This is a genomic window from Saccharopolyspora endophytica (genome assembly GCF_018070075.1).
Classification (GTDB): domain Bacteria; phylum Actinomycetota; class Actinomycetes; order Mycobacteriales; family Pseudonocardiaceae; genus Saccharopolyspora; species Saccharopolyspora endophytica.
In genome coordinates, this window is the sequence record NZ_JAGPXE010000007.1 from 271,655 (window position 1) to 294,880 (window position 23,226).

20 protein-coding genes are annotated in these 23,226 nt (G+C 66.0%); 10 read left to right on the forward strand and 10 right to left on the reverse strand.

Annotation, left to right across the window (positions count from 1 at the left end; genetic code table 11):
- Positions 1-32: 32 nt before the first annotated feature.
- From KBO27_RS18430 to KBO27_RS18435, 3 genes are all read right to left on the reverse strand, one after another.
- Positions 33-1,643, reverse strand: coding sequence for a putative bifunctional diguanylate cyclase/phosphodiesterase (locus KBO27_RS18430; protein WP_246537510.1), 1,611 nt, complete (start codon positions 1,641-1,643; stop codon positions 33-35).
- A 39-nt stretch (positions 1,644-1,682) separates the two neighbouring features.
- Positions 1,683-2,066 carry a PAS domain-containing protein gene (locus KBO27_RS33785; RefSeq protein ID WP_246537511.1) on the reverse strand — a complete coding sequence of 128 codons (384 nt, stop codon included), beginning with the start codon at positions 2,064-2,066 and terminating at the stop codon, positions 1,683-1,685.
- Positions 2,067-2,177: 111 nt separating this feature from the next.
- Positions 2,178-2,786, reverse strand: coding sequence for a TetR/AcrR family transcriptional regulator (locus KBO27_RS18435; protein ID WP_210971151.1), 609 nt, complete (start codon positions 2,784-2,786; stop codon positions 2,178-2,180).
- A gap of 132 nt (positions 2,787-2,918) precedes the next feature.
- Here KBO27_RS18435 and KBO27_RS18440 point away from each other — a divergent pair, with 132 nt between their 5' ends.
- The 3 genes from KBO27_RS18440 to KBO27_RS18450 all read left to right on the forward strand — a co-directional run bounded on the left by KBO27_RS18440 (position 2,919) and on the right by KBO27_RS18450 (position 6,457).
- Positions 2,919-4,145 carry a cytochrome P450 gene (locus KBO27_RS18440; protein WP_210971152.1) on the forward strand — a complete coding sequence of 409 codons (1,227 nt, stop codon included), beginning with the start codon at positions 2,919-2,921 and terminating at the stop codon, positions 4,143-4,145.
- 11 nt (positions 4,146-4,156) lie between these two features.
- Positions 4,157-5,692, forward strand: coding sequence for an aldehyde dehydrogenase family protein (locus KBO27_RS18445; RefSeq protein WP_210971153.1), 1,536 nt, complete (start codon positions 4,157-4,159; stop codon positions 5,690-5,692).
- A gap of 192 nt (positions 5,693-5,884) precedes the next feature.
- Positions 5,885-6,457, forward strand: a complete 573-nt coding sequence (locus KBO27_RS18450; RefSeq protein ID WP_210971154.1) for a TIGR03086 family metal-binding protein — start codon at positions 5,885-5,887, stop codon at positions 6,455-6,457.
- 31 nt (positions 6,458-6,488) lie between these two features.
- Here the strand turns inward: KBO27_RS18450 and KBO27_RS18455 are convergent, their stop codons facing one another.
- Positions 6,489-8,540: a YhgE/Pip domain-containing protein gene (locus KBO27_RS18455; RefSeq protein ID WP_210971155.1), complete on the reverse strand. Its 2,052-nt coding sequence runs from the start codon at positions 8,538-8,540 to the stop codon at positions 6,489-6,491.
- A gap of 5 nt (positions 8,541-8,545) precedes the next feature.
- Complete coding sequence (locus tag KBO27_RS18460; RefSeq protein ID WP_210971156.1) at positions 8,546-11,278, reverse strand: MMPL family transporter; 2,733 nt, start codon at positions 11,276-11,278, stop codon at positions 8,546-8,548.
- 122 nt (positions 11,279-11,400) lie between these two features.
- Between KBO27_RS18460 and KBO27_RS18465 the strand changes: the two genes are divergently transcribed.
- Positions 11,401-12,054, forward strand: coding sequence for a TetR/AcrR family transcriptional regulator (locus KBO27_RS18465; RefSeq protein ID WP_165944589.1), 654 nt, complete (start codon positions 11,401-11,403; stop codon positions 12,052-12,054).
- Positions 12,055-12,098: 44 nt separating this feature from the next.
- Entirely contained in the window at positions 12,099-12,527 is a 429-nt protein-coding gene (locus tag KBO27_RS18470) for a helix-turn-helix domain-containing protein (RefSeq protein WP_210971157.1), read from the forward strand.
- Between the two features lie 30 nt (positions 12,528-12,557).
- Here KBO27_RS18470 and KBO27_RS18475 read toward each other — a convergent pair whose 3' ends face one another.
- Entirely contained in the window at positions 12,558-12,992 is a 435-nt protein-coding gene (locus KBO27_RS18475) for a VOC family protein (RefSeq protein ID WP_210971241.1), read from the reverse strand.
- A gap of 210 nt (positions 12,993-13,202) precedes the next feature.
- On the opposite strand from KBO27_RS18475, the gene KBO27_RS18480 reads away from it, so the two are divergent.
- The gene (locus KBO27_RS18480; protein WP_307870477.1) at positions 13,203-15,308 is read left to right on the forward strand and encodes a tetratricopeptide repeat protein; all 2,106 of its coding nucleotides are present in this window, start codon (positions 13,203-13,205) and stop codon (positions 15,306-15,308) included.
- Between the two features lie 36 nt (positions 15,309-15,344).
- Here KBO27_RS18480 and KBO27_RS18485 read toward each other — a convergent pair whose 3' ends face one another.
- Complete coding sequence (locus tag KBO27_RS18485) at positions 15,345-15,509, reverse strand: hypothetical protein (protein ID WP_210971158.1); 165 nt, start codon at positions 15,507-15,509, stop codon at positions 15,345-15,347.
- Between the two features lie 33 nt (positions 15,510-15,542).
- On the opposite strand from KBO27_RS18485, the gene KBO27_RS18490 reads away from it, so the two are divergent.
- Together KBO27_RS18490 and KBO27_RS18495 are read left to right on the forward strand one after the other, a co-directional pair.
- A complete protein-coding gene (locus tag KBO27_RS18490) occupies positions 15,543-15,875 on the forward strand; it encodes a Scr1 family TA system antitoxin-like transcriptional regulator (protein WP_210971159.1) in 333 nt (110 codons plus the stop codon).
- Between the two features lie 297 nt (positions 15,876-16,172).
- A complete protein-coding gene (locus KBO27_RS18495) occupies positions 16,173-16,373 on the forward strand; it encodes a DUF397 domain-containing protein (RefSeq protein ID WP_210971160.1) in 201 nt (66 codons plus the stop codon).
- A 115-nt stretch (positions 16,374-16,488) separates the two neighbouring features.
- On the opposite strand, the gene KBO27_RS18500 is transcribed toward KBO27_RS18495, so the two are convergent.
- The 3 genes from KBO27_RS18500 to KBO27_RS18510 all read right to left on the reverse strand — a co-directional run bounded on the left by KBO27_RS18500 (position 16,489) and on the right by KBO27_RS18510 (position 21,663).
- Positions 16,489-18,300, reverse strand: a complete 1,812-nt coding sequence (locus KBO27_RS18500; protein ID WP_210971161.1) for a DUF262 domain-containing protein — start codon at positions 18,298-18,300, stop codon at positions 16,489-16,491.
- 160 nt (positions 18,301-18,460) lie between these two features.
- Entirely contained in the window at positions 18,461-20,569 is a 2,109-nt protein-coding gene (locus KBO27_RS18505; protein ID WP_210971162.1) for a KAP family P-loop NTPase fold protein, read from the reverse strand.
- A 125-nt stretch (positions 20,570-20,694) separates the two neighbouring features.
- A complete protein-coding gene (locus tag KBO27_RS18510; protein ID WP_210971163.1) occupies positions 20,695-21,663 on the reverse strand; it encodes a nucleoside hydrolase in 969 nt (322 codons plus the stop codon).
- A 78-nt stretch (positions 21,664-21,741) separates the two neighbouring features.
- Here KBO27_RS18510 and KBO27_RS18515 point away from each other — a divergent pair, with 78 nt between their 5' ends.
- Positions 21,742-22,146 (forward strand): VOC family protein, encoded by a 405-nt coding sequence (locus KBO27_RS18515; protein ID WP_210971164.1) that lies wholly within the window; start codon positions 21,742-21,744, stop codon positions 22,144-22,146.
- 53 nt (positions 22,147-22,199) lie between these two features.
- Positions 22,200-23,210: a peroxidase-related enzyme gene (locus KBO27_RS18520; protein WP_210971165.1), complete on the forward strand. Its 1,011-nt coding sequence runs from the start codon at positions 22,200-22,202 to the stop codon at positions 23,208-23,210.
- Positions 23,211-23,226: the final 16 nt, after the last annotated feature.

Genomic DNA, 23,226 nt, shown 5'->3' on the forward strand with positions numbered 1-23,226 from the left:
CCCTCAGCGCTGTCGGGTGGACCGAACCCCGATCAGCCGCCCGCGAGGTAGGCGCGGAACTCCTCCGGCGGGATCGGGCGGGAGAAGTAGTAGCCCTGGTAGGCGTCGACGGAGACCGCGCGCAGCAGCTGGTGCTGCGTGGAGGTCTCCACGCCCTCGGCGATGCACATGCGGCCCAGCGTGCGGGCGAGTTCGGTCATGGCGCGGGCGATGCCGAGGTCGTCGGGGTCGGTTCCGACGCCGCAGACGAACATGCGGTCCAGCTTGATGATCTGCGTCGGCAGCTCCTTGAGCACCGACAGCGACGAGTAGCCGGTGCCGAAGTCGTCGACCGCGAACTGCACGCCATCGGCGACCAGGTCGTTCATCTCCTGGCGCTGCTCCGGTTCGAGCTGCGCGAACACCGTTTCCACCATCTCCAGCACCAGATCGCTGGGCTCGGCACCGGTTTCGCGGATCACCGAGCGCACGACGTCGGCGAAACCGGGCTGCTCGGGGCGAAGCCCGCTGAGGTTCACCGCCACCTTCACCGGGACGCCGTCACGGCGCTTCCAGGATCTCGACTCGCGCAGGGCGATGCGCAGCACGCACGTGTCGAGATCGGCGAGCATCCCGCCGCGCGAGGCCACCGCGAGCACCACGTCCGGCGTCAGCGGACCGAGGTCCGGGTGGTGCCAGCGCAGCAGCGCCTCGGCGATCACGACGTTGTCGTCGTTGTCGATGACGGGCTGGTAGTGCAGGTCGAGCTCGCCGCGGGAGATCGCCTCGCGCAGGTGCTGCTCCAGCGTGAGCTGGTCGTGGTCGATCCCCGACCGCGCCTGGCCGCGCACCCGGGCGTCGAGCATCGCCGACTCCGCGGAGCGCAGCAGCGCCACGACGTCGGTGCCGCTGTCCTCGACCACCTTCACGCCGATCGACGCCGAGACCTGAACCTGCCTGCGCCGCAGCGGAACGGTCATCCGGAACAGCTCCGCGATGCTGTTGACGAAGGAGTCCAGCTCGTGGTTGCCCTCCAGGTCGCGCAGCAGGATCACGAACTCGTCGCCGTAGAAGCGGGCCACCTCGCAGCGCGAGGGCAGCCCGGCGAGCAGGCGTTCGGCGACCGCGGACAGGAGTTCGTCACCGGCTTCGTGGCCGAGGGCGTCGTTGACCCGCTTGAAGTTGTGCAGGTCGCAGAACAGCACCGCGACGCTGCCGGGCTTGTCCGGCGGCAGCAGCTCGGCGAGCCGGTCCTGGAAGCCCCGGCGGTTCAGCAGCCCGGTGAGCTCGTCGTGGGTCGCCTGGTAGCGCAGGGTCATGGCACGGGCGAGCTGCTCGGTGATGTCGTGGAAGGTGACCAGCCAGCTGCGGCCGCCGTCATCGCGGACCGACGCGGCGGCGTGCACCTGGCAGGGCACGGAAGCCCCGTCCGATCGGGCCAGCACCCGGTGCGGGACCAGCAGTTCGCCGGAGGAGCGGGTGAGACCGCCGACCAGACCGCCGCCGGAGTCGGTGGGATCGAGGAACTCGACGTCGAGGCGGCCGATCAACTCGTCGAGCCGGTACCCCAGCAGGTCGCAGAGCGCGCCGTTGGCGTCGACGAAGCGGCCGTCGTCGTCGAGCAGCGCGATGCCCGCGGGCGCGAGCTCGAACAGGTCGGCCATCCTGCGCTTGGTGCGCTCGACGCGAGCGGTGGACTCGCTCTAGTTGCGCACCACCTTGATGAACCCGTCGAGCGCGCCATCGGGAGTGCGCTGCGCGGCGATCACCACGTGCGCCCAGTACCGGCTGCCGTCCTTCCGGATCCGCCAGCCCCTGTCGATGAAGAACGCGTTCTCGGCTGCCTGCCGCAACTCCCAGTTCGGGTAGTCCGCGGCGATCTGCTCAGCGGGGTAGAACAGCGAGAAGTGGCGACCGATGACCTCGTGCGAGTCATATCCCCCGAGCCGGGCTGCGCCCGGATTCCAGCTGGCCACGTATCCGTTGGGATCCAGGGCGAAGATCGCGTAGTCCCGCATGTCCTCAGCGGCGAGGATCTTCTGCGCACCGACGTGCACAGCCCATGGCTCACGCTTCTCGTGGTCCATAACCGGTCCCGTTCCTCGGCGTGTCCGCAACGTACGGTCCCGAGACCAATCCTCGCAACTGGGTGAGTCGAAGTCTTCGCGCTCAGCGGCGCAGTGCGGCTACCGCCGCTCCTAGGGCGCCGGGGTCGGGGCCAGGATCGCCGGGGTCACCCAGCGGCGCAGGAAAGACCGCAGATCGGCTCCGTCCCGCCCGGGCAGCGGGTCGTTGGCGAACGACAGGAGCACGCGCAGCAGGAACTCCAGCAGTTCGGTGAGCTCGTCGCCGGAGAAGCCGAGCTCGTCCCAGTCGACGTCGGTGCGGGCGAACGCGATCCGGCAGGCGTCGAAGGCGCGGGCCGAAGTGGCGCCGCGCGAGAAGGCTTCCGGGCGACCGAGGTCCAGGAAGAGCCCCAGATAAGGGTCTTTCGGCACTTGCTCGATGGCGTAAGCCATGGCCTCGACGACGACGTCCGCGGGGTCGCGGCGTCCGGCGAGGTGGGCGACGAGCCGTTCCAAGAAGCTGTTGAGCGCGGCGAACCCGACCGCGATGAACAGCTCCTCGGTGCTCGGGAAGTAGCGGTAGACGGTCTGCCGGATGACCCCCAGCTCGGCGGCGACGTCCGAGAGGCTCGTCTTGCCCGGTCCGTGCCGATCGATGCACCGCATCGCCGCGTCGATGATGCGGGCCTTGGCCTCCTCGCCGTCACGCGGCGGCGCACCGTTCCACGCGGGTCGTTTCATGGCTCAAGTATGGCCGAGCGGACCCGCGACGCTGCCCATTGCCTCCTGACAATCATACATCTACGGTATGTCTGTATGACGCGCTTCGGCAAGCCGCCGCGCTCAACCCCCGCGATCCGCGAGGAGGCAACGGTGCCTGACCCGACGATCCCGGCCGGACTCGACTTCTCCGATCCAGAGCTGTGGGCGCAGCGGACCCCGGTCGAGGAGTTCACCTCGCTGCGCCGGACCGCGCCGGTCTGGTGGAACGCGCAGACCGACGGCATGGACGCGCCCTACGACGACGGCGGGTTCTGGGTGATCAGCAAGCACGCCGACATCCGGGAGATCTCCCGCGACCCCAAGCTCTACTCGTCCGAGGCCAACAACGCGATCATCCGGTTCCCCGGCTACACCACGCCGGAAGCGTTCGAGGCGATCCGCACGATGCTGATCAACATGGATCCGCCGAAGCACACCAAGATCCGCGGCATCATCAACAAGGGGTTCACCCCGCGCGCGGTGGAGAACCTGCGGGCGGCGCTGACCGAACGCGCCGAGGCCATCGTGCGCGACGCCCGCGAGCAGGGCGGCGGCGACTTCGTCGAGCAGGTCGCCTGCGAGCTCCCGCTGCAGGCCATCGCCGAGCTGCTGGGCGTGCCGCAGGAGGACCGCAAGAGCCTCTTCGACTGGTCCAACCAGATGCTCAACTTCGACGACCCCGAGTTCGGCGATCCGGTCTCCGCCGCCGCCGAAGTCCTCGGCTACGCCATGACCATGGCCGAGACCAAGCGGGCCTGCCCGATGGACGACATCGTGTCCAAGCTGGTCACCGCCGACGTCGACGGGCAGTCGCTGACCTCCGACGAGTTCGGGTTCTTCGTGATCCTGCTGTCGGTCGCGGGCAACGAGACGACCCGCAACGCCACCACGCACGGCATGAAGGCCTTCGTCGACCACCCCGAGCAGTGGGAGATCTACCGGGAGCGGCGGCCGTCCACCGCGCCCGACGAGATCGTCCGCTGGGCCACGCCGGTCACCTCGTTCCAGCGCACCGCCACCGAGGACGTCGAGGTCAGCGGCCAGCTGATCCGCGAGGGCGAGCGGGTCGCGCTGTTCTACAGCTCGGCGAACTTCGACGAGGACGTCTTCGACGACCCGTTCCGCTTCGACGTGCTGCGAGACCCCAACCCGCACTTGGGTTTCGGAGGGACCGGAGCGCACTACTGCGTGGGCGCCAACCTCGCCCGCCTGCAACTGGACCTGATCTTCAACGCGATCGCCGACGTGCTGCCGAACATCCGGCAGGTCGCCGAACCCGAGCGGCTTCGATCCAGCTTCATCAACGGCATCAAGCACTGGCAAGTCAGCTACGAGTAGAAGGAATCCCCATGGCTATCGTGCAGCCGCAGCCGGCCGCGGAGGACGGGCGGCGTCGCCTCCGCCTGGACAGCCCGGTGGACCGCCACCACGTCGGTGACCTGGAGATCAGCACCAAGGCCGAGGTCGACGCGGCCGTCGAGCGCGCCCGCGCCGCCCAGGCCGAGTGGGCCGCGCGGCCGGTGGCCGAACGCGCCCGCATCCTGCGCAACGCCATCGACGTGCTCGTGCGGCGACGTGAGGAGATCGTCGAGCAGGTGCGCGCCGAGACCGGCAAGCCGCGGGCCGAAGCGCTGACGATCGAGGTCGTGCCCGCTTGCGACTTCGTCAACTTCTGGTGCAAGCGCGCGCCGAAGGACCTGCGCCACGAGAAGCGCCGGCTGCACGGCTACCTGCTGCCGATGAAGAAGCTGCGCATCAAGTACCAGCCGCTGGGCGTGGTCGGGGTGATCACGCCGTGGAACGCGCCGTTCGTGCTGTCGCTGAACCCCGTGGTGCAGGCGCTGCTGGCCGGGAACTCCGTCGTGCTCAAGCCCTCCGAGGTCACGCCCCGCTCCGGCGAGCTCGCCGTGAAGGTGCTGCACGAGGCGGGCGTCCCTGCCGACGTGGTGCAGTGCGTGCACGGCGACGGCGAGACCGGCGCGGCACTGGTCGAAGGCGACGTCGACAAGATCTCCTTCACCGGCAGCGTCGGCACCGGCCGCAGCATCGCCTCCGCCTGTGCGAAGTCGCTCAAGCCCTACACCCTGGAGCTGGGCGGCAAGGACGCGATGATCGTCTGCGCCGACGCCGACCTGGAGCGCGCCGCCTCCGGCGCGGCGTACCTGTCGATGTTCAACTCCGGCCAGGTGTGCCTGAGCGTCGAGCGGATCTACGTCGTGGAGTCGGTCGCCGACGAGTTCATCCGGCTGCTCAAGGAGAAGGTCTCCGCGCTGCGCTACGGCTCCGAGGACGGCGACGTCGGCCCGCTGTTCTTCGACAAGCAGATGGACGTCGTCAGCGGGCATCTCAAGGACGCCACGAACAAGGGCGCCGAGGTGCTGGTCGGCGGCTCGCGGGTGTCGGGCGACGGCCTCTTCTTCCAGCCCACGGTGGTCGTGGGCGCCACCCACGACATGGAGCTGATGACCGAGGAGACCTTCGGTCCGGTCGCAACCGTGATGCGGGTGCGCGACGAGGACGAGGCGATCAGGATGGCCAACGACTGCCAGTACGGCCTCGGCGGCAGTGTTTTCACCCGCGACGCCGCCAAGGCCGAGCGCATCGGCGGGCAGCTGACCACGGGTTCGGTCGTGCACAACGACGCCGCGGTCATCTACGGCGTCCCCGAAGCCCCCTTCGGCGGGCGGAAGAACAGCGGCGTCGGCCAGGTCAACGGCCTGGACTCGCTGCGCGGCTTCACCCACGCCCAGCCGATCCTGCTCACGCGCGGTTCCCCGAAGGGCGAGAGCGTCTGGTACCCCTACACCGACAAGACCATCCGCAACCTCGACGGCCTCATCCGCTACGGCTTCGGCAACAAGTTCCTCCGCAAACTGCTGTCCTGACCCGATTCCGGGTTGACCCGATTACTGCGGTATTCCGTCCCCCGATTACGGCGGTATTCCGGGTACCTACCGGATTACCGCAGTAATCCGGACACCGATTACGGCAGTAATCCGGGTGATCGACGTGGGCCGGGAGGGCTGGCGGCTCGTTCGGTTCGGCGGTGCCGGGCCGGTGATGGTTGGGTGGGCGGCATGTCCGGAGCTCAGCACCTGGTCCAGGCGGCGGCGACGCTCAAGCAGGTCGTCGCCGGGATCTCGCCCTCGCAGCTGTCGGCGCCGACTCCCTGCGCGGAATACGACGTGCGGGCGCTGATCAACCACCTGCTGCTCTGGGGACCGTCGTTCGAGGCCGCGGCCCGCGGCGAGCACGTCACCCCGCCCGCCGAGGCCGTCGACCGCACGGGCGGCGACTGGGCGAAGGCGCTGCTCTCACAGCTCAACCGCATCTCGCGCGCCTGGGAAGCACCGGCGTCCTGGACCGGTGAGACCCACATGGGCGGCCCGACGACCTACCCGTCCGAGCTGGTGGGACACCTGATCACCATCGAGTACACGGTCCACGCCTGGGACCTCTCCCGCGCGACGGACACCGAGGCGACCTGGGACACCGAAACCCTCAGCCAGACCCTCGCCGAGGTCACCACGACCGCGGCCAAGGGCCGGGCGATGGGCGCCTACTCCGAGGAGGTCCCGGTGGCGGAGGACGCCCTGCTGCTCGACAAGATCGTCGCCAAGACCGGCCGCGACCCCCGCTGGCGCCCCTGAGCGCGTCGACGGGGGTCGTGGGCGGTCAGCCTCACCAGGCCGGACGCGGTCCGGGCGAGGGACGGCGGCGGAACTGGCGCGAGGGGACGACGCGAGCCCGGTCCACCGCCAGGGCGAACACCAGGCCACCGGCCACGAGCCAGGCGACGAGCTGCAGCACCCCGCCGAGCGCCCCGCCGCTACCGGTGACGATCGCCGAAAGCGCTTGCACCGCACCCTGCGTCGGCAGCACAGCGCTGACGTCGCGGAGGAATCCGGGCACCGTCGACACCACGCCCGTCGCGGCGGCCAGCACCAGAACCGCGATCGAGATGATCCGCCCGATGCTGCCGAACACCGCCACCAGCGCCTGGTTGACCACCACGAACGCCAGCGCCGCCAGCAGCGTCACCCCGGTGAAGGCCAGCCAACCGCCGAAGCCGAGTCCCAGGAACGGCGCGAGCACCGTGCTCACCAGCACCGCTCCGATTCCGCCCACCGCGACACCGGGCACGACCGAACCGAGCACCAGACGCCAGGTGGAGCGACGCGAGGTCGAGGCGTCGGCCGGAACCGCCCTGGTCACCGCGTAGACGCCCATCGCCGCGGTCCAGAACGCGATGGCCACCAGCAGCGCGATCAGCGACTTGCCGAAGCCGGGCAGGCTCGACTCCAGCGCGGCCGGGCTGGAGGCCACGGTCTTGAGGTGCGCTCGTTCGTCGTCGGAGTAGCTGGGCAGCTTGTCGCCCGCCGGCGCCATCTGGTCGGCGAACTGGCGGTTGCCGTCGGCGACCTGCCTGCTGCCGTCGGCCAGCGCCTGCACACCCGTCCCGAGCTCCTGCGACGCGCCGTTGAACTGGTTGAGCCCGTCGGCGAGCTGCCGCGCTCCCCCGGCGAGCTGCTGCGCGCCGCCGTCGAGCTGCTGCCCGCCTTGGGCGAGCTGGCCGACACCGGCGACGAGTTCACCGGACTTGTCGGCGAGCATCTGGTTGCCCTGCGCGACCTGCTCCGACCCGTAGGCCAGGCCCTGCATGCCGTCGCGCATGTCCCGCGCCGGCTTCTGGATCCGCTCCTTGATGGAGTCCAGCGCACCTTCCTGCCGGCTGAGCCGATCGACCTCGGCGCGCAACCCGGCGCACAGGTCGACGGTGGCCCCTTCCGGCGGGCACTGGGCGAGGAGCTTCTGCAGGCTGGCGAGAGTGCTGGACTCGGTCGGGATCTGGTCGGTGACGGTGAGGATCTGATCGGCCAGCGGCGTGAAGGTGTTGGCCATCTGCCGGTTTCCGGCCGCGACCTGCTTGGCGCCGTCGGCGAGCTGCTGGGTCTGCGCCGGCATCTGCTGGATCTGCTGGTGCAGCTGGGTGAGACCGCCGGAGAGCTGCGAGACACCGCCCGCGAGCTGCCCGGTTCCGTCCGCGAGCTGGTTGCCGCCCTCGGCGAGCTGCCCGGTTCCGCCGGTCAGCCGGCCGACCCCGGTGGACAGCTGGCCGATGCCGTCGGCGAGCTGCCCGCTGCCGTCGGCGAGCTTGTTGGCGCCGTCGGCGGCCGTGCCGAGCTGGTCGTGCATCTGCGTGAAGCCGCCGTAGAAGCCGTCGAGCAGCTGCTCCAGGATCTGCTTGTTGAACACCGACACGCTCTGCCGGGCCGCGGCCGACACCGCGGCGGCGTCGGCGGGTGCCGCTGCCGGGGAGGTCTTGACCTGGATGCCGGCGCGGGTGGCGTCGAGGGGTTCACCGGTCATGACCGAGGCGGCGTTCTGGGAGAACCGCGGCGGGATGATGACCGCGGCCGAGTAGCGGCCTTCGCTGAGGCCTTCGTCGGCGTCGTCGGTGTCGGTCATCTCCCACGAGTAGCCGGACTCGGTGTTGTTGACCAGCTTCGCTGCCATCTCGCGGCCGAGCGGCGCCATCTGCCCGTTGATGGTGGCGGGTTCGTCGTTGTTGACCACCGCGACCTTGGCGGCGCCGTGCTGGGACATCGGCGCCCAGAAGGCCCAGGCCAGCACTCCGACGATGAGCACCGGCACGAGGATCAAGCCGGTCCAGGTGCGCCAGCCGACCGAGCCGCCTGCGCGCCTGCTCGCGTGCGTGAACGGGTTCAGCATGTCCCTCACACCTCCAGGAGGCGGCCGGCGAACGAGGGGGCGTCCGGCCGCGTGGAAAGCCGCATCGTGCTCAGCCGGTGTTCCGGCAGCAGGCCGGAGACCAGGCTCGGGTTCTGGTGGGTGACCACGAAGGCCACCGGCTCACCGTCCGATGTGGACGCTTGCGCGAGCAGCCGTGCGATCTCGCGGCGCTGTTCGGAGTCGGCGACGGCGTCGAGCTCGTCGAGGAGCACCAGCCGCACGCCGTCGGCCAGCGCCGAGGCGATCTCGGCGGCGGGCGCCTCGCTGTCGCGGCAGCGCACCAGCGCGGTCGCGGACCGGACGGCGCGGGCTCGCTGCGGCAGCAGGAAACCCATCACGCGCACGTCGCCGCGCACTCCGCTGAGCCGTCCGCCGAGCGCGTGCAGCATCGCCGAGGACAGGTCGTCGTCATCGCCCTGCACCGCCAGCACTCCGCCGGGCCGCAACGCGATCCGCACGTCTTCGAAGATCGGCTCGTCGCGGTCGTCTCGCACGCCGAACCCGCGCGCGCTGACGACCTCGTCGTTGCCGGGCCAGTTGGCGAGCCGGATCTCGTGCTCCAGCGCCTCGCCTTCGACGTCGAGCGCGGGAAGCTTGCGCGACAACCACTTCGGCAGCCACCAGGCCCGGTCGCCGAGCAGCGCCATCACGGCGGGCACGAGCGTCATGCGCACGATGAAGGCGTCGACGAACACGCCGACGGCGAGTCCGAAGGCGATGGGCTTGATGTTGGAGTCGCCGTGCGGGACGAACGCCGCGAACACCGAGATCATGATGACCGCGGCGGCCACCACGACCGGCGAGACGTTGGAGAAGCCGGCTTCGATGGCGCGCTTGGCGTCGCGGTTGTGCGTGTAGTCCTCGCGCATCCGGGACACGAGGAACACCTCGTAGTCCATGGCCAGGCCGAACAGGATCGCCATCAGCAGCAGCGGCAGGAAGCTGATCACGCCGCCCACGTGGGTGATGTTGAGCTGCTCGGCGAGGTTGCCCTGGTTGAACACGAACGCCGTGGCGCCGAAGGTCGCACCGACCGACAGCAGGTAGCCCAAGGCCGCCTTGATCGGCACCCACACCGACCGGAACACCATGGCCAGCAGCACCAGCGTCAGCCCGACGACGATGACGCCGAAGGGCAGCAGCGCGTCGCTGAGCTTCTCCGACAGGTCGATGCCGATGGCGGTCATGCCGGTGACGGCGATGCCGGCCCCGTAGGTCTGCTCGAAGTGCGGGCTCATGTCGCGCAGCCGGTGCACCAGGTCCTCGGTCGACTGCGACTCGCCGCCGCCGACGGGGATGACCTGGATGATGCCGGTGTCGATGGTCTCGTTCGGAGTCGCCATCGGGACCGCGGCGACACCGGGAAGCGCGCGGATCTCGTCGGCCATGCCGTTGACCTGGCCGAGCGGGTCCTTGGTGCCGATGACGTCGGTGGTGACGATCAGCGGCGCGTTGTAGCCGGGGCCGAACTGCTCGGCAACGGCGTCGTAGGTGTCGCGCGCCGGGGTCCCCACGGCCTGGGCTCCGGCGTCGGGCACCGAGAGCCGCAGGTCAGCGGCGGGGAGCGTGCAGATCCCCAGCGCGGCGATGACGATCACGATCGTCAGCAGCGGAGCCTTGGTGACAGCACGGACCCAGCGCAGGCTGAACTTGGTGCGCGTGCGGGCGCGGGTGGTGCGCTGGGCACGAGCCCGCTTGGGGCGCAGCCGTTCTCCGGCGAAGCTGAGCAGCGCGGGGATGACGGTCAGCGACGCGGCGACGCCGACGGCGATCGACACGCCGGCGAGGATGCCCATGACCGTCAGGAACGGGATGCCGGGAACGGCCAGCGCCAGCAGCGCGATGATCACCGTGACGCCGGCGAAGATCACCGCGGATCCGGCGGTGGCCACCGAGCGCGCGATCGATTCGGGGACGTCGAGTCCAGCGCCGAGTTGTTCTCGATGGCGCGAGACGATGAACAGCGAGTAGTCGATGCCGACGGCGAGCCCCAGCATCAGACCGAGCATCGGCGCGGCCGAGGACACCGTGACGAACGCGGTCGACAACAGCACGATCGTCATCGACACGCCGACGCCGACGAGCGCGGTGATCAACGGCATCACGGCGCCGACCAGCGAGCGCAGCATCAGCAGCAGCACCAGCAGCGCCACGATCACGCCGACCGCTTCGGTGGCGCCGACGGCGGGCATGTTGACGGCGAAGATCGAGCCGCCCGCGTGGACGTCGCTGCCCGGGCCGAGCTGGCGCTCGAGGGTGTCGGCCTCCGCGAGCAGGTCGTTCTTCACCGAGTCCGGCACGTTGGTGGCGGGGAAGCTGAGCTGGACGGTGATCAGCGCGGTGTCGCCGTCGGCGGAGACCTGGTTCTTGACCATGTCCGACAGCGGGTTCATCACCGCCGTCACGCCCTCTTGGCCTTCGACCCGGTGGATCAGGGACTCGATGGCTTCGCGCCCCTCGGGGGAATCGATGCGCTCACCGGGCGGTGTGGTGGCCACGAGCTGGGCGCTGGAGCCACTCATCTGGGGGAAAACGTTGTTGAGGTGGTCGAGGGTGTCCTGCGACTCGGAGCCGGGGATCGAGAGTTCGGTCTCCATGCCCTGCTGGAACAGCGCGGCACCGGTTCCCAGCACCGCGAGCAGGGCTAACCACGCGACCAGCACCCAGGCTCGGCCGCGGACCACTGCCCGCCCCAGCCGGTAAAGCAACGAAGACAAGGGGAACACTCCCGGTATTTCGATACACGGTGTATGCGATACAGACTGTATATTTCCCGAGATCCACCTAGCTCGTGGCTGCACTGAACTGTGAGCCGAAACACCGCAGGAGAATGCCCGGCATGACCGAACAACCGCGCCAACGCGAAACACGGCGACGGGCGCAGACGCGTCGACGCCTGATCGACGCCGCACGCGAGGTGTTCTCCGAGCACAGCATTCGCGACACACCGGTGGAGCTGATCTGCGAGACCGCCGGCTTCAGCCGCGGCGCCTTCTACTCGAACTTCGACACCAAGGAGGACCTGTTCCTCGCGGTGTACGAGGAGGAGATGAGCCTGCGCATCCAGAAGACGCGGGCGATCGTCGACGACGTGCTCGTCGAGGGCATCGCCGATCGGGAGTCGCTGCACGACGCGATCGTCAAGGTGGGCACGGCCTGCGCGGAGTCGCTGATCGCCGACCAGAACTGGTACATGCTGGTCACCGAGTTCCGCGCGCACGCCCTGCGCGACCCGCACCTGCGCAAGCGCGCCGGCGAATCCCTGGAACACCTCACGGACTCGATCGCCGAGCTGCTGCACGAGGCCCTGGACCGCCTCAACCTGCGCCTGGTCGTCGACACCCGCGACGCCGTCCGCGCGCTGACCTCGGTCTACGAGGCCCAGCTGGAGCACGCGGCCTTCACCGGCGCCTCGTCGACCTCGAAACCGCTGTTCACGCAGATCTTCCCCAGGATGGTCCAGTCGTTCATCGAACCCGGCGATCCCACGTGACGCGTTCCCGCATCATTCCTCTTCATGACCTAAAATGAGAGCCGATGCAGGAAGATATGTACTCGGTTGAGCAGGTCGCGGCACTCCTCGGCCTGCACGTGCGCACGGTTCGCAGCTACATCCGCTCGGGCAGGCTCAACGCCGTCCGCATCGGCAAGCAGTACCGGATCTCCCGGTCCGACCTCGAACAGCTCACCGGCAGACCGACCGAACCCGCCCACACCGCGGGCGCGGTGGAGGTCTCCAGCATCGTCCAGATCGACGGCGTCGACCGCTCAGCAGCGGACCGCCTGGGCACCCTCGTCCTCGCAGGCGTCGGCGCCGACCGCACCCTGCGCGTGCAAACCATCCACGACGAGGACCGCAAACGCCTCAAGATCATCGTCATCGGAGAGATGGCGGAGACGGCCGAAGTCCTCCAACTCCTCGACTCAGTCCTCAACAACGAAAGCGGCCTCTTCACCGCGGAGTAACCACCGGGTCGGACCCGTCGGCCGGCTCAATCAGTCGAGGCAGAACTCGTTGCCCTCGACGTCCTGCATCACCTGACAGGACTCGTTGAACCCGTCGGCTCGCAGCAGCATGCCCCGGGTGGCCCCGAGCTTTTCGAGACGCGCGCACTCGGCTTCCAGAGCAGCCAACCGCTCCTCCCCCACCAGCCCGGTCCCGACCCGCACGTCGAGATGCACCCGGTTCTTCACGACCTTGCCCTCAGGAACCCGCTGGAAGAACAACCGCGGCCCGACGCCGTTGGGATCAACGCAGGCAAAAGCCGACCCCTGCCGCTCAGCGGGCAAAGACCGGTCGAACGCACCCCAGGACTCGAACCCCGGCGGCGGAGGCGGCACGACATACCCGAGCACCTCGCACCAAAACCGAGCCACCCGCTCCGGCTCCGCACAATCAAAAGTGATCTGAACCTGCCTCACCGACCCCATCACCCCAGCCTAGCCATGCCATGCGCTGCGACAACCGAATTTTCAGTCGAAACTCGTCGCGCCGGGCCACCATCGTCGCTACGAATACCTACCCGGCACCCGCGGTGTTGCCAACGCGGTCCGACTCGGTCTCCTCGGATGGTGGTGCAAGATCAACGCCGCTTGTGCCAGCCTCGCACTGGAAATCGCCGCTGCCGGAAGAAGGGAACCGTGGGAACTCCATCTGGGGGTGCGCACAACAGCGCATCGGAGGTCGCCAACGTCGTCCAGGCGCAGAACGTGCACGGAGACGTGCACGTTCACAGCACGGTGAATCCACCGAACCGGGGCGTAGTGCCACGTCAGCTTCCTGCGACGGTTCGGCATTTCATCAACCGCACCGTCGAGCAGGACGCGCTGACAACGCTGCTGAACGGCTCAGGTGATGACCACACCGTGCTGGTATCGACCGTCGACGGCCTCGCGGGGGTGGGGAAGTCAGCCCTGGTCGTTCAGTGGGCTCATCAGTTGCGAGAGCGGTTCGCGGACGGTGAGCTGTACGTCAACCTCCGGGGGTTCGACCCTGTTGCCGAATTGGTGAGACCTGCCGAGGCATTGACCGGGTTCCTCATCGCTCTCGGTGTCGCCCCGGAAGCGATACCCCTCGCGGAAGAGGCGAAAGCGGCACAGTTCCGCACGCTGGTGCACGGCCGACGCATGCTGCTCGTGCTGGACAACGCCCGCGACACCGAGCAGGTTCTGCCCTTGCTGCCGGGCTCCTCCGGCTGCCTGGTCGTCGTCACCAGCCGCCAGCGGCTCGACGGTCTGGTGGCCCGCCACGGAGCTCACCGACTCGCTCTCACCACCCTGACGCGGAGCGAAGGCCGCACACTGCTCAGCAACCACGTCGGCGCCGACCGGCTCTCCGAGGAGCCGGAAGCGGTCGAGGCGCTGCTGGAACACTGCGCCGGCCTACCGCTGGCTCTCACGTTGGTCGCGGTCCAGGCCGCCGCCGAGCCCGATGTCACCCTGGATGACCTCGCCGCGGACCTGAGCGACGAACGCGATCGACTCGACACGCTCGACGCGGGAGGAAAGACGGGCATCAGAGCGGTGTTCTCCTGGTCCTACCGCACCCTCTCGCCCAACGCGGCCCGGTTGTTCCGCCTGCTCGGGCTTCCCAACTCACCCGACATCAGTTCATCCGCTGCGGCGGCACTCGACGGAACGAACCTGCGCCGCACCCGGCGAGCACTGGCCGAGCTCTCCCGCGCGCATCTGATCACCCGGCGCGGTGGGGACCGCTACGCCCTCCACGACCTCCTGCGCGCCTACGCACGGGAGCGCGCTCACTCCGATGACACCGAAGACGACCGCAGAGCCGCGCTCGAGCGCCTGCTCGACCACCACCTCTACGCCACGTACGCGGCCAGCCAGCGACTCGCGCCCACCCGCACGCTGCCACCTCTTGAGCGCACGGACACAGCCCTGTGGCGCGATTTCCCCACGTACGAGGACGCGTTGGCCTGGTGGGACAGCGAACACCCCAGCGTGCTCGCCACCATTCGCCAGGCATCGACGCTCGAGATGTCACGCGCAGCCTGGCTGGCGCATGTCGCTGCCTACCCGTTCAAACTCCGGGGATTGATCGACGAGTTCCAGACCGCCAGCGCTGACGGCCTGCGAGTTGCAGAAGGTCAGGAGGATGCTCCCGCCCGAGCACGGCTGCTTTTCCACGTGGGCGAGGCACACCACTTCCGCGGCGAATTCGAGGCGGGGAGCCGCTACATGCAGCGAGCCGCCGATCTCTTCTCCACCCTGGGTGAGAGCTGGTGGGAGGCGCTGGCCCACAACGTGCAAGGCGAGACCTTCCTAGAGCAGGAGCTCTACGCAGAGGCCGCGGCCTCGGTACGACGGGCTCTAGAGCTGGCCAACGACCTGAAAGGCGCCCCTGCCGTGCTGGGACTGGCCTTGGCCAACCTAGGTGATTTCGACGAAGCGTTCTCCTGCCTGCGCCACTCACTCAGCACCAGCGGCAGCGACGGCTTCGCGACCGGTTACACGTTGCACGCCCTCGGAATCGCACACCTTCTCGCGGGCGACACCGAGAACGCGGTTGAGAACCTCCATCGCGCGGTGGAGCACCGTCACCACCTCGGCCAGCGGGTGGGCGAGGCCACGAGCCTCACGGCCCTCGGCAAAGCGCACAAGGCTCGCGACGAATTCGAAGACGCCCGCAAAGCCTGGCAGGCCGCCCTCTCCATCCTCGAAGAACGAAGCCACCAAAACGTTCAAGCGGTCCGAGCCCTCCTGGACACCCTCGAGTCCCACCTCTGACTCAGGTGGAACGCCTCTGCGCACAGTCCCGTTGGGCTAACTCCGGCCCACGAAGTAGGCGATGGACGACACCACCGCCATGACAGCAGTCAGACCGACCAACTGCAGCATCGAGCGGAGAAACCGCTCACCGATCGACAGCAGAACGATCGCGAGCCCCGCCAACCACATGAAGATCCAGATGCCGAGGAAGAACTTCACCAACTGAAGCTCAGTGACCTCGGACCCCACCTCGTGCGGATCGAACCCCGCCCACGCAGACCGCAAGTACAAGCCGTCGAACTGGAGGAAGACGCCAGCACCATCCGGCATTACCAGGCAGAGCTCATCCCTGGCTTGCTTCAGACCGAGAGCTACATGCGCGCGATGTTCTCCGAAGGAGGCCCACGCGTCTTCGATCAAGCAATCGACAGCGCCATCACAGCTCGCCTCGAACGCCAGAAGGTCATCGAACGCTCCTCAGCACCCGAGGTCTGCTTCGTTCCGTCGGAATCCTGCGTACTTCGGCAAGTCGGCGAAGAGAAGATCAGGCGCGAACAGCTCTTGCAGCTCGCCAATGTCGCTTAACTCGCGAACGTGCAGCTGCAGATCCTCCCGTTCAAGGCCCGCACTTACACGCCAGCCTGCACCTACCCCTTCACGACCTTCCGCATCCAATCACCGGGCAAGGCCGACCCGCTGGAGTTCGTGTACCTGGAGGATTTCCACGACGGCCATACCTCGACGAACAGGACGACGTCGAGACGTCCAGTCACATGTGGGTACGGCTCACCGGAGCAGCACTCAATCCGGCGGCCTCTCGCGAGTACCTGTTCCTCGAAGCGGACAACTACGTCTGACCGATCGTCCCTCAGGAGGGTCAGCATGAACGCCAACGCGTTCACCAACTGGCGCAAGTCCACCTCCAGCAACGGCCCCCCAGCAGTGCGTCGAAGTCGGCGAAGCCCCGACCTCCGCGGGGTGCGGGATTCCAAACTCGGCGATGCTGGCCCCATCCTGGTCTTCGGCCGCAGGGCATGGTCGAAGTTCCTCACTTCATTAAAGTTTGGAAAGACGGACACCTAACGAACGAAATCCGCAAGCGACCGCTATTGCGACCGCTTGCGGAATAATGCGCCGCTCTATCGTGCAGATCCACCACTCAAACACAGGCGTTAGAAAGGGTCGACACCCTCACCATTTACAGCGCCCAGACCTCATTTAGCGCTACCTCAGCAAGCATTGCAGATCGTTCTCGGATTTGAGAATCCGACGGACTGTCCAAGCCGCTCTGGGCCCACGACTCCAAGGCAGGGTCAAAATACGCGTTGCCTTTCCGCAACTCGTCAATCTTCGCCGCCAACGAGGAATCTCCCAGTTGATTATTGAGAGAGCTCGTCAATAACGTCAAGTTACCAATCGAATACACAGAGTCTTTATAGGTTCCGGAGCCTAGGGCCTGCGGCTTAATATGCTCGATCGACCACGAAGCAAGATTTTGACCGGCAGGTATCCTCTTCTTTGCGTTAGCGAAAGCCATCAAAACGTAGGCTATAAAGAGCTTCCTCGCACGAACCTTTTGCTTTTGATTGAGCTTCAACCCCGGAGCATAAAAGAGCTCCATGAAGGCGCTCTCGGTACGATCCTTCGTTGGTAGGCTATCACGCAACCTCGACCTAAGTTCCGCAATCGCACTACCTACATCTGTCGTCGAATTTGCCGCTTCTAGGCGCACCGCAAACCAATTGTACCTACCGCGCGTGCCGCCAGTAGATCCACTATTCGTCAAAGCACTAAATTGAAAATGAAAGTTCTCGACCAGCTTTATAGACTCAATGAGCTGAGATTCCTTCATGAAGCTGCACGTCTTAAACTTTCGAGCGATCGCAATCACGGTGGTATTAGCTACGGTAACATTAAAAATCGCAAGGGCTCGCATGCTGTCAACAAACTCCGGAACCGCAAAAGGATTCCGCACGCCTCGAACCTTCCGCTCAGGCTGGACGTCTTCATTCTCCAGCCACTCATACACCTGGGAGTCTTCTTCAAGCTCCTCCAGGTAGGCGATGTGCTTAGAGGGATCGCTTTTAACAAGCTCTTTAACCTCTTTGAACAACTCGGCTTGCTTCACAGCATCGCGACGCGAATTCCACGACTGCCAAATGAAGCTGTCCACGTCCGGGTTAGTGCGCCCGTCTTCGATCCTGTGAACGAGATCAGCCCACCTCTTAGAGATCGTTCCGCGGTCCTGGGTATTACTCGCCCCGCCCCTGATCAGCAAATTCTTTACGAGATCAGCCAACCGCAAATCGGTCCCGCGGGTATTCAAGGTCTCAAAGATGAGGAACCCGTCCTCTTCAGATGTCAGCTCAATCTGAATCACCCTCGCCTTGAGGACATTCGCGCGAATCGACTTCAGGGACTCGATTTTAGCCCCCAAAGAAAGACCAGACAGTGCCTCATGAACTCGGTGTTTAAAAAACTGCTGGGCAGCTCTGATATTTTCCGCACTCTTGTTCAGCCTGACCCCTGATGGGAGCGCGTTACTATGCTGTATTTGCTCACCGAATATCGGCTCTGAACGCCGCAGTACCGGGTAAGAATTCCCATCATCGTCGGTCGTAATTAAGTAACGCTGCGTAGCAGTAGCCTGCGAGTCCGCAGCCTTGGCCTCAGCAGCCTTCCCCGACTCGCTCACCAGTTCCTGAAAAGAATCGCGGATAGCCGAGAGCATGATGGCACTCGTAGTCAAGCGCTGCTGGCCATCGATAATCGAGTAAGTATCATTGAAAAGCTCCCGCCGTTCACTAATCCACGTTACGGTAGAGCCAAAGAAGAAGTCCCCCTGTGCCAGAACAACGTCATTCCAGAAGTCTGCCAACTGATCAGAGGTCCAACTGTACTCGCGCTGGAAATTTGGCACATCGTAAAGACAGTACTGGAAGCACTTCTGAATTGTCCTAGTCTCGCTTTTGATGGGAATCAGGTCAACGCCGGCTGTGTCATCTGCCATTTTGGCTCCAAAATAGATACACTACTGATCTTGATCTACTAATTGCGTCGAAGGCTGCGATTCCCGCACACGAGGAGAGACTTTCTTCGATGCATCCAGAAAAGGCCCCGACAACAACTCGATCAGCCAATTCGCTCACCGGAGGAGTTTTCTTCATTGGTCAATCGTGCGGTTGTCCCTTATTTTCCGAAACCCGGGCACCGCAACACGCCCTAATTCTGTCTGGCGTCAATTCGACCTTCGCTTCCCTGATCACTTGCCGGAACTCCGGGTCCTTCAGGATCGGGTCGTACCTTTCCGGAAGCGCATCCAGATTGATCTTCTTGTCCGACTCAGTACCCAGGGAGTTGAGGTTTGCCTCGAAGTATTCGGTCAGGATAGGCCAGCGTGTTTGCAATACGAGCCAGAACGCGAGCACATCGCTTGTGAGAGAGATCCCTTCATACGTCCTAGCTGCTCGGAGCACGATGTATGTGTTCACGAACCGCTTCATGCTTCGAGGGTTGTTGTCCAGGAACTTCACCCACTCCTGCAAAGCATGTTCGGTGAGCTTGACCATCTCGGGAGTGTCGTACAACTCAATGGCTTCGGCAGCGAGACCTCGCCTAGCCTCGTCGTCTACTTCCTCGAGGATCGCCTCAACTTGCTCGGGCTTCGCTGCCAACCGAAGTTCCTCGCTCAGCCTCGCGATTTCCGCTTGCTTGGCGTCTTCGCCGGATTGCTTCGGCTCAAGCCGAATCACTTCGCCTTCAAAATAGCGTTGCTTGGTATCAGCGCCCAACGTTGGCATCGGGATGGTCAGCTGGAACAGCTTGTTCAGGAACAGGTGCCCCAATCGGCGACCTGGATCTTCGACTGCTCCGCTGAAAGAACCACGCACGGTCTCGTATGCGCGCCTAAGCCAGCTGCCGTGCGCTGCGACTACGAAGTAGGAAGCGGACTTTTCGCCGTACGGAGCATCTCGCACGATGGTTTGGATCGAGTCAAGGAGTTCGACGACGTGGTTTTCATCGCACCGGTCGAGATCATCGACAAAGAAGACAATCTTCTTTTTCGACTTCTTCACCAACCACCCGAAGTACCAGTTCACTTCCTGCAACGGGTTCTTGTAGACCTGCTCGAGCCGTTGAGCGCCCCGTGCCGAGTCCCACCACACAAACCGGCTCACGGCCATGGTCGCTGCCCAGATCGCCACTGCCGCCGTCAGCGGAACCTTGACCCCACTGATAAGAGCACCAACCTGTTTGGGCGACAGTAGGTTTGGGTTGTACAGCAATGCAATAAGGAGCACCGCAGCAAGGATGAACAGCGTCGCAAAAAACGGACGCTTTCCACGCCTGGCGCGTTGCGCTGCTTCACAAACTCGGAACCACCATCGGCGTGGTCGCGACCACTGGCGCACGACCTGCTCTCTAAGGGAGGTCAGCAGTGCCCACCAAGATGGCTCAACCCGAGCGTGTTTCCACGCATCGAAGTACACGACCAGGTACTCGTCCTTGATTCGCCTGTGCAGCAAGTTCAGAAGGCTACTCTTTCCGGACCCCCATGGACCATCGATGTGGATCAGAAAGGACGACTTCGGCTCTTCCCTTGCGAAGTACTTGAGCTGCTTGGCGATCTCCTTAGCAAGACCCTCGCGGTTGAGCTTGTCGTCTTCGGCTGGCGAATCACTCGCCCATCGAAGATGCTCGTCGCCCGAGCTTTCATCATCGCTCTCGGCACCGGAATCAGCAGATTCCTGTTCGTCAGCGCTCTGTTCTACTGCAGCCAAGGCTTCTGGATCGCCGCGAACCTTGCCGGAAGGCGGGGGTGCACCGTCCTTTGGCTCTTCGGCGATGGATGGGTCGACCGGCCAGAGCTTGAAGATGATGACCGCCCGTTCGCGTTCCCTGACGTCGCGCGACGTGCCGAGGTGCCAGACGTCTTCCGCGTCGGTCCTGAACTCTCCGACGTACCTCACATGCGCCTTCTGCACCTCCTCGAAGACACGGATCCTGCGCCCAGGAGTCGCTAGCGCCTTGTTCCCATGGGTGAGCTTCTGATCGCCCAGCTTGCCCTCGCCCGTGTAGTAGAAGGCACCGTCGGAGCGCCAGCCGTCGTAGTCGTAGCCGTACTGCGCACCGCCTTTACCCGTGAAGACCAGGACGTTAGGCGAGTTCGCAATCGGCGCGATACCGCTCTGTCGGTTACCCCCGAACCGCGCATGCACCTCCGTCCGGCGAAGAACCGTACCTGGCTCGAGGTCCCATCCATCATCGTCGACCGCCACAGCGCGACACCCTATTCGGTGTCCCTCAAACGCGTGATCAAATTGCCGACGACAAAGCCAGTTTCTTGTAGCTCCCTCGAATGGAGTACACCCTCTAGGCTTACGGGAACTGAGGGGCACCCGCGCTACGAAAACGCGCGTGCCGAGTAGAAGTTCCGGCCCAGCACGTCACACAGATAGGTGTAAAACCCCGGGCCATCGACGTCCTCGACGACGCTTGCATTCGGCTCCACCCCGTGGACGCCCCAAGACATGGCTGCGTAGCCCCTGGTCAGTTCGCCTGCTGTTTCCACGTCCACGTGGTACTGACCGACCCGCCTGATCAGCTCCGGGTGCAGCAGTGCCGCCGCGGTCAACGAGTCCGGGTGGGTTGTTCCGTTGATGCCGACGCTCCGATCGAACTCGAGGGTGGCCGCGCAGGCTCGGGTGAAGAAGCGGGACAGCGGGGTGTCCAGGGCGGCGATCTCGTCGCGTTGGCGCTCGCCGAAGACCGCGCGTTCCAACGTCAGCGGTGCCCACGGGATGACCGTGATGTCGAAACCCGCCGCGAACACCGCCTTCGCGGCCTCGGGATCGACGTAGAAGTTGAATTCTGCTGCTGCGGTGATGTTTCCGCGGGCGTTGTTGCTGCCGCCCATCACGTACAGGGCCTTCACGTTGTCTACGAACGTGGGGTCCTTGACGGTGGCTGTGGCGATGTTGGTGAGGGGGCCGATGCAGACGATCGTCAGCTCGCCCGGGGACTCGGCGGCTAGGCGGATGAGGGTGTCGACCGCGTGCTCGGGGTCTGGGTCGCAGCCGGTCATGTCCATGGTCATGCCGCCGACTCCGTCGCCGTGGACGTTCTCGGCGCTTTCCCACGGGCGGACGAGGGGGCGTCGGCAGCCGAGGTGGATCGGGACCTCGCCCAGGCGGCCTGCGACGTTGAGGGTCAGGAAGGCGTTGCGGATCTGCTGGTCGAAGCCGACGTTGCCGGCGACCATGGTGATCGCGCGCAGGTCCGCGCGGGGGTCGAGGAGGCCGACGAGCAGGGCGATGCAGTCGTCCTGCGCGGTGTCCGTGTCGATCACCAGGGGAACCTTCGGGGTCGTCATGTCGGCTCCTGTCCGGGCGGATGTCGGTCGCAACCGCAATACTCGCCCCGCGATCAGCCCGCGCACCAGGGAGGCGAGATGCCGACGCAGATCTCCACGTTCTTGATGTTCCAGAACGGCAAGGCCGAGGAGGCGATGAACTTCTACATCAGCCTGTTCGACGACGCCGAAGTGCTCGCCATCAGCCGTTACGGCCCTGGTGAGCAGGGGGCTGAAGGATCCGTGCAGCACGCCACGTTCACCTTGTGCGGGCGGCAGTACATGTGCATCGACTCGCCCGTGTCGCACGCCTTCGACTTCACGCCGTCGGTGTCGCTGTACGTCGACTGCGTCGACGAGCCGCAGCTCGACCGGCTCCACCAGGCGCTTTCCGAGGACGGCGCGGTGCTGATGCCGCAGGGCGACTACGGGTTCTCGCGGAAGTTCAGCTGGGTCAACGACCGGTACGGCGTTTCCTGGCAGCTCAACCTCCCGCACAGCTGAGCGATCTTGCAGCGCTAAGGTCTGCGCATCCGTTCCGATTCGATTGGGAGCCGATGACGACCGTCAGCGATCGCGCAGCAGAAACGCTCACCGTGCTTCGGCCGGACGTCCGGGAAGCCGCCGAGAACGCCGACGCCGCAGTGCTCCGCCCCGAAGACCAGTCCCAGCTGGGCCAGGCCGATCGGGCGCGGATCGCGCTGCGCGTCGCGCTGGTCAACGAGTCCCCCGCCTACGCCGACTCGGTGGCCGTCGCGCTCGACGACGCCGAGGTCGTGGCCGACGTCGAGTGCTGGGGTGAGCTGCCCGAGTCCACGCAGGCGCTGCTGGCGCACTGCGAGCAGGTCGCGCTCGACCCGGCGGACGTGGGCGGCGACGAGATCACCGAGCTGCGGGAGCACTTCAGCCCCGCCCAGGTCGTCACCGCCACGCAGGTCGCCGCCTACGCGAGCTTCCGGGTGCGGTTGGAGAGCGGGCTGCGGCTGGTCGCCGACGCCGGGGACGGTCCCGCGTCCCAGGCCGGGATCACCATCGAGGCCGGCGCGGCGGCCGACGGGTTCGCGCTGTCGACGCCCGACCAGGCGTTCCCGTCGATGCGGTGGGTGTCGCGGGTCGTGTCCGGCGGCGACTTCACCGAGACCCTCAAGCTCGATGCCGGGGTGCTGTCGGCGCAGACCCTGCTGCGCGAGGCGATCATGACCGGTCACGGCGCGCTGGACCGGGCCGATCGCGAGCTCGCCGCCCTGGCGACCTCGCTGATCAACGGGTGCGGTTACTGCACGGCCGTGCACGGCAAGCGGCAGGTGGAGCTCTCCGGAGATCCGCTGACCGCCGTGGTCCTCGCCGAGGCCGGTCCCGCCGCGATCGCCGATGAGCGGCTGCGGGCCGTCGTCGACGTCGCCGGAGCCCTCACCTACACGCCGGCCGCGCTCACCGCCGCCGACGTCCGACGGCTGCACGCCGCCGGGCTCGACGCCGACGACGTGCACGACCTGGTCGCCGTGTCCTCCATGTTCGCCTGGGACAACCGGCTGATCATGACCCTCGGCAACGCCGTGCGCTCCTAGATCCTCCTGCGGATCG

What these genes read in the sequence shown, in the direction of transcription:
- KBO27_RS18430 (WP_246537510.1), bottom strand. Translation starts at nt 1,643, where the DNA reads ATGGCCGACCTGTTCGAGCTCGCGCCCGCGGGCATCGCGCTGCTCGAC.
- KBO27_RS33785 (WP_246537511.1), bottom strand. Translation starts at nt 2,066, where the DNA reads ATGGACCACGAGAAGCGTGAGCCATGGGCTGTGCACGTCGGTGCGCAG.
- KBO27_RS18435 (WP_210971151.1), bottom strand. Translation starts at nt 2,786, where the DNA reads ATGAAACGACCCGCGTGGAACGGTGCGCCGCCGCGTGACGGCGAGGAG.
- KBO27_RS18445 (WP_210971153.1), top strand. Translation starts at nt 4,157, where the DNA reads ATGGCTATCGTGCAGCCGCAGCCGGCCGCGGAGGACGGGCGGCGTCGC.
- KBO27_RS18450 (WP_210971154.1), top strand. Translation starts at nt 5,885, where the DNA reads ATGTCCGGAGCTCAGCACCTGGTCCAGGCGGCGGCGACGCTCAAGCAG.
- KBO27_RS18455 (WP_210971155.1), bottom strand. Translation starts at nt 8,540, where the DNA reads ATGCTGAACCCGTTCACGCACGCGAGCAGGCGCGCAGGCGGCTCGGTC.
- KBO27_RS18465 (WP_165944589.1), top strand. Translation starts at nt 11,401, where the DNA reads ATGACCGAACAACCGCGCCAACGCGAAACACGGCGACGGGCGCAGACG.
- KBO27_RS18470 (WP_210971157.1), top strand. Translation starts at nt 12,099, where the DNA reads ATGCAGGAAGATATGTACTCGGTTGAGCAGGTCGCGGCACTCCTCGGC.
- KBO27_RS18475 (WP_210971241.1), bottom strand. Translation starts at nt 12,992, where the DNA reads ATGGGGTCGGTGAGGCAGGTTCAGATCACTTTTGATTGTGCGGAGCCG.
- KBO27_RS18495 (WP_210971160.1), top strand. Translation starts at nt 16,173, where the DNA reads ATGAACGCCAACGCGTTCACCAACTGGCGCAAGTCCACCTCCAGCAAC.
- KBO27_RS18500 (WP_210971161.1), bottom strand. Translation starts at nt 18,300, where the DNA reads ATGGCAGATGACACAGCCGGCGTTGACCTGATTCCCATCAAAAGCGAG.
- KBO27_RS18510 (WP_210971163.1), bottom strand. Translation starts at nt 21,663, where the DNA reads ATGACGACCCCGAAGGTTCCCCTGGTGATCGACACGGACACCGCGCAG.
- KBO27_RS18515 (WP_210971164.1), top strand. Translation starts at nt 21,742, where the DNA reads ATGCCGACGCAGATCTCCACGTTCTTGATGTTCCAGAACGGCAAGGCC.
- KBO27_RS18520 (WP_210971165.1), top strand. Translation starts at nt 22,200, where the DNA reads ATGACGACCGTCAGCGATCGCGCAGCAGAAACGCTCACCGTGCTTCGG.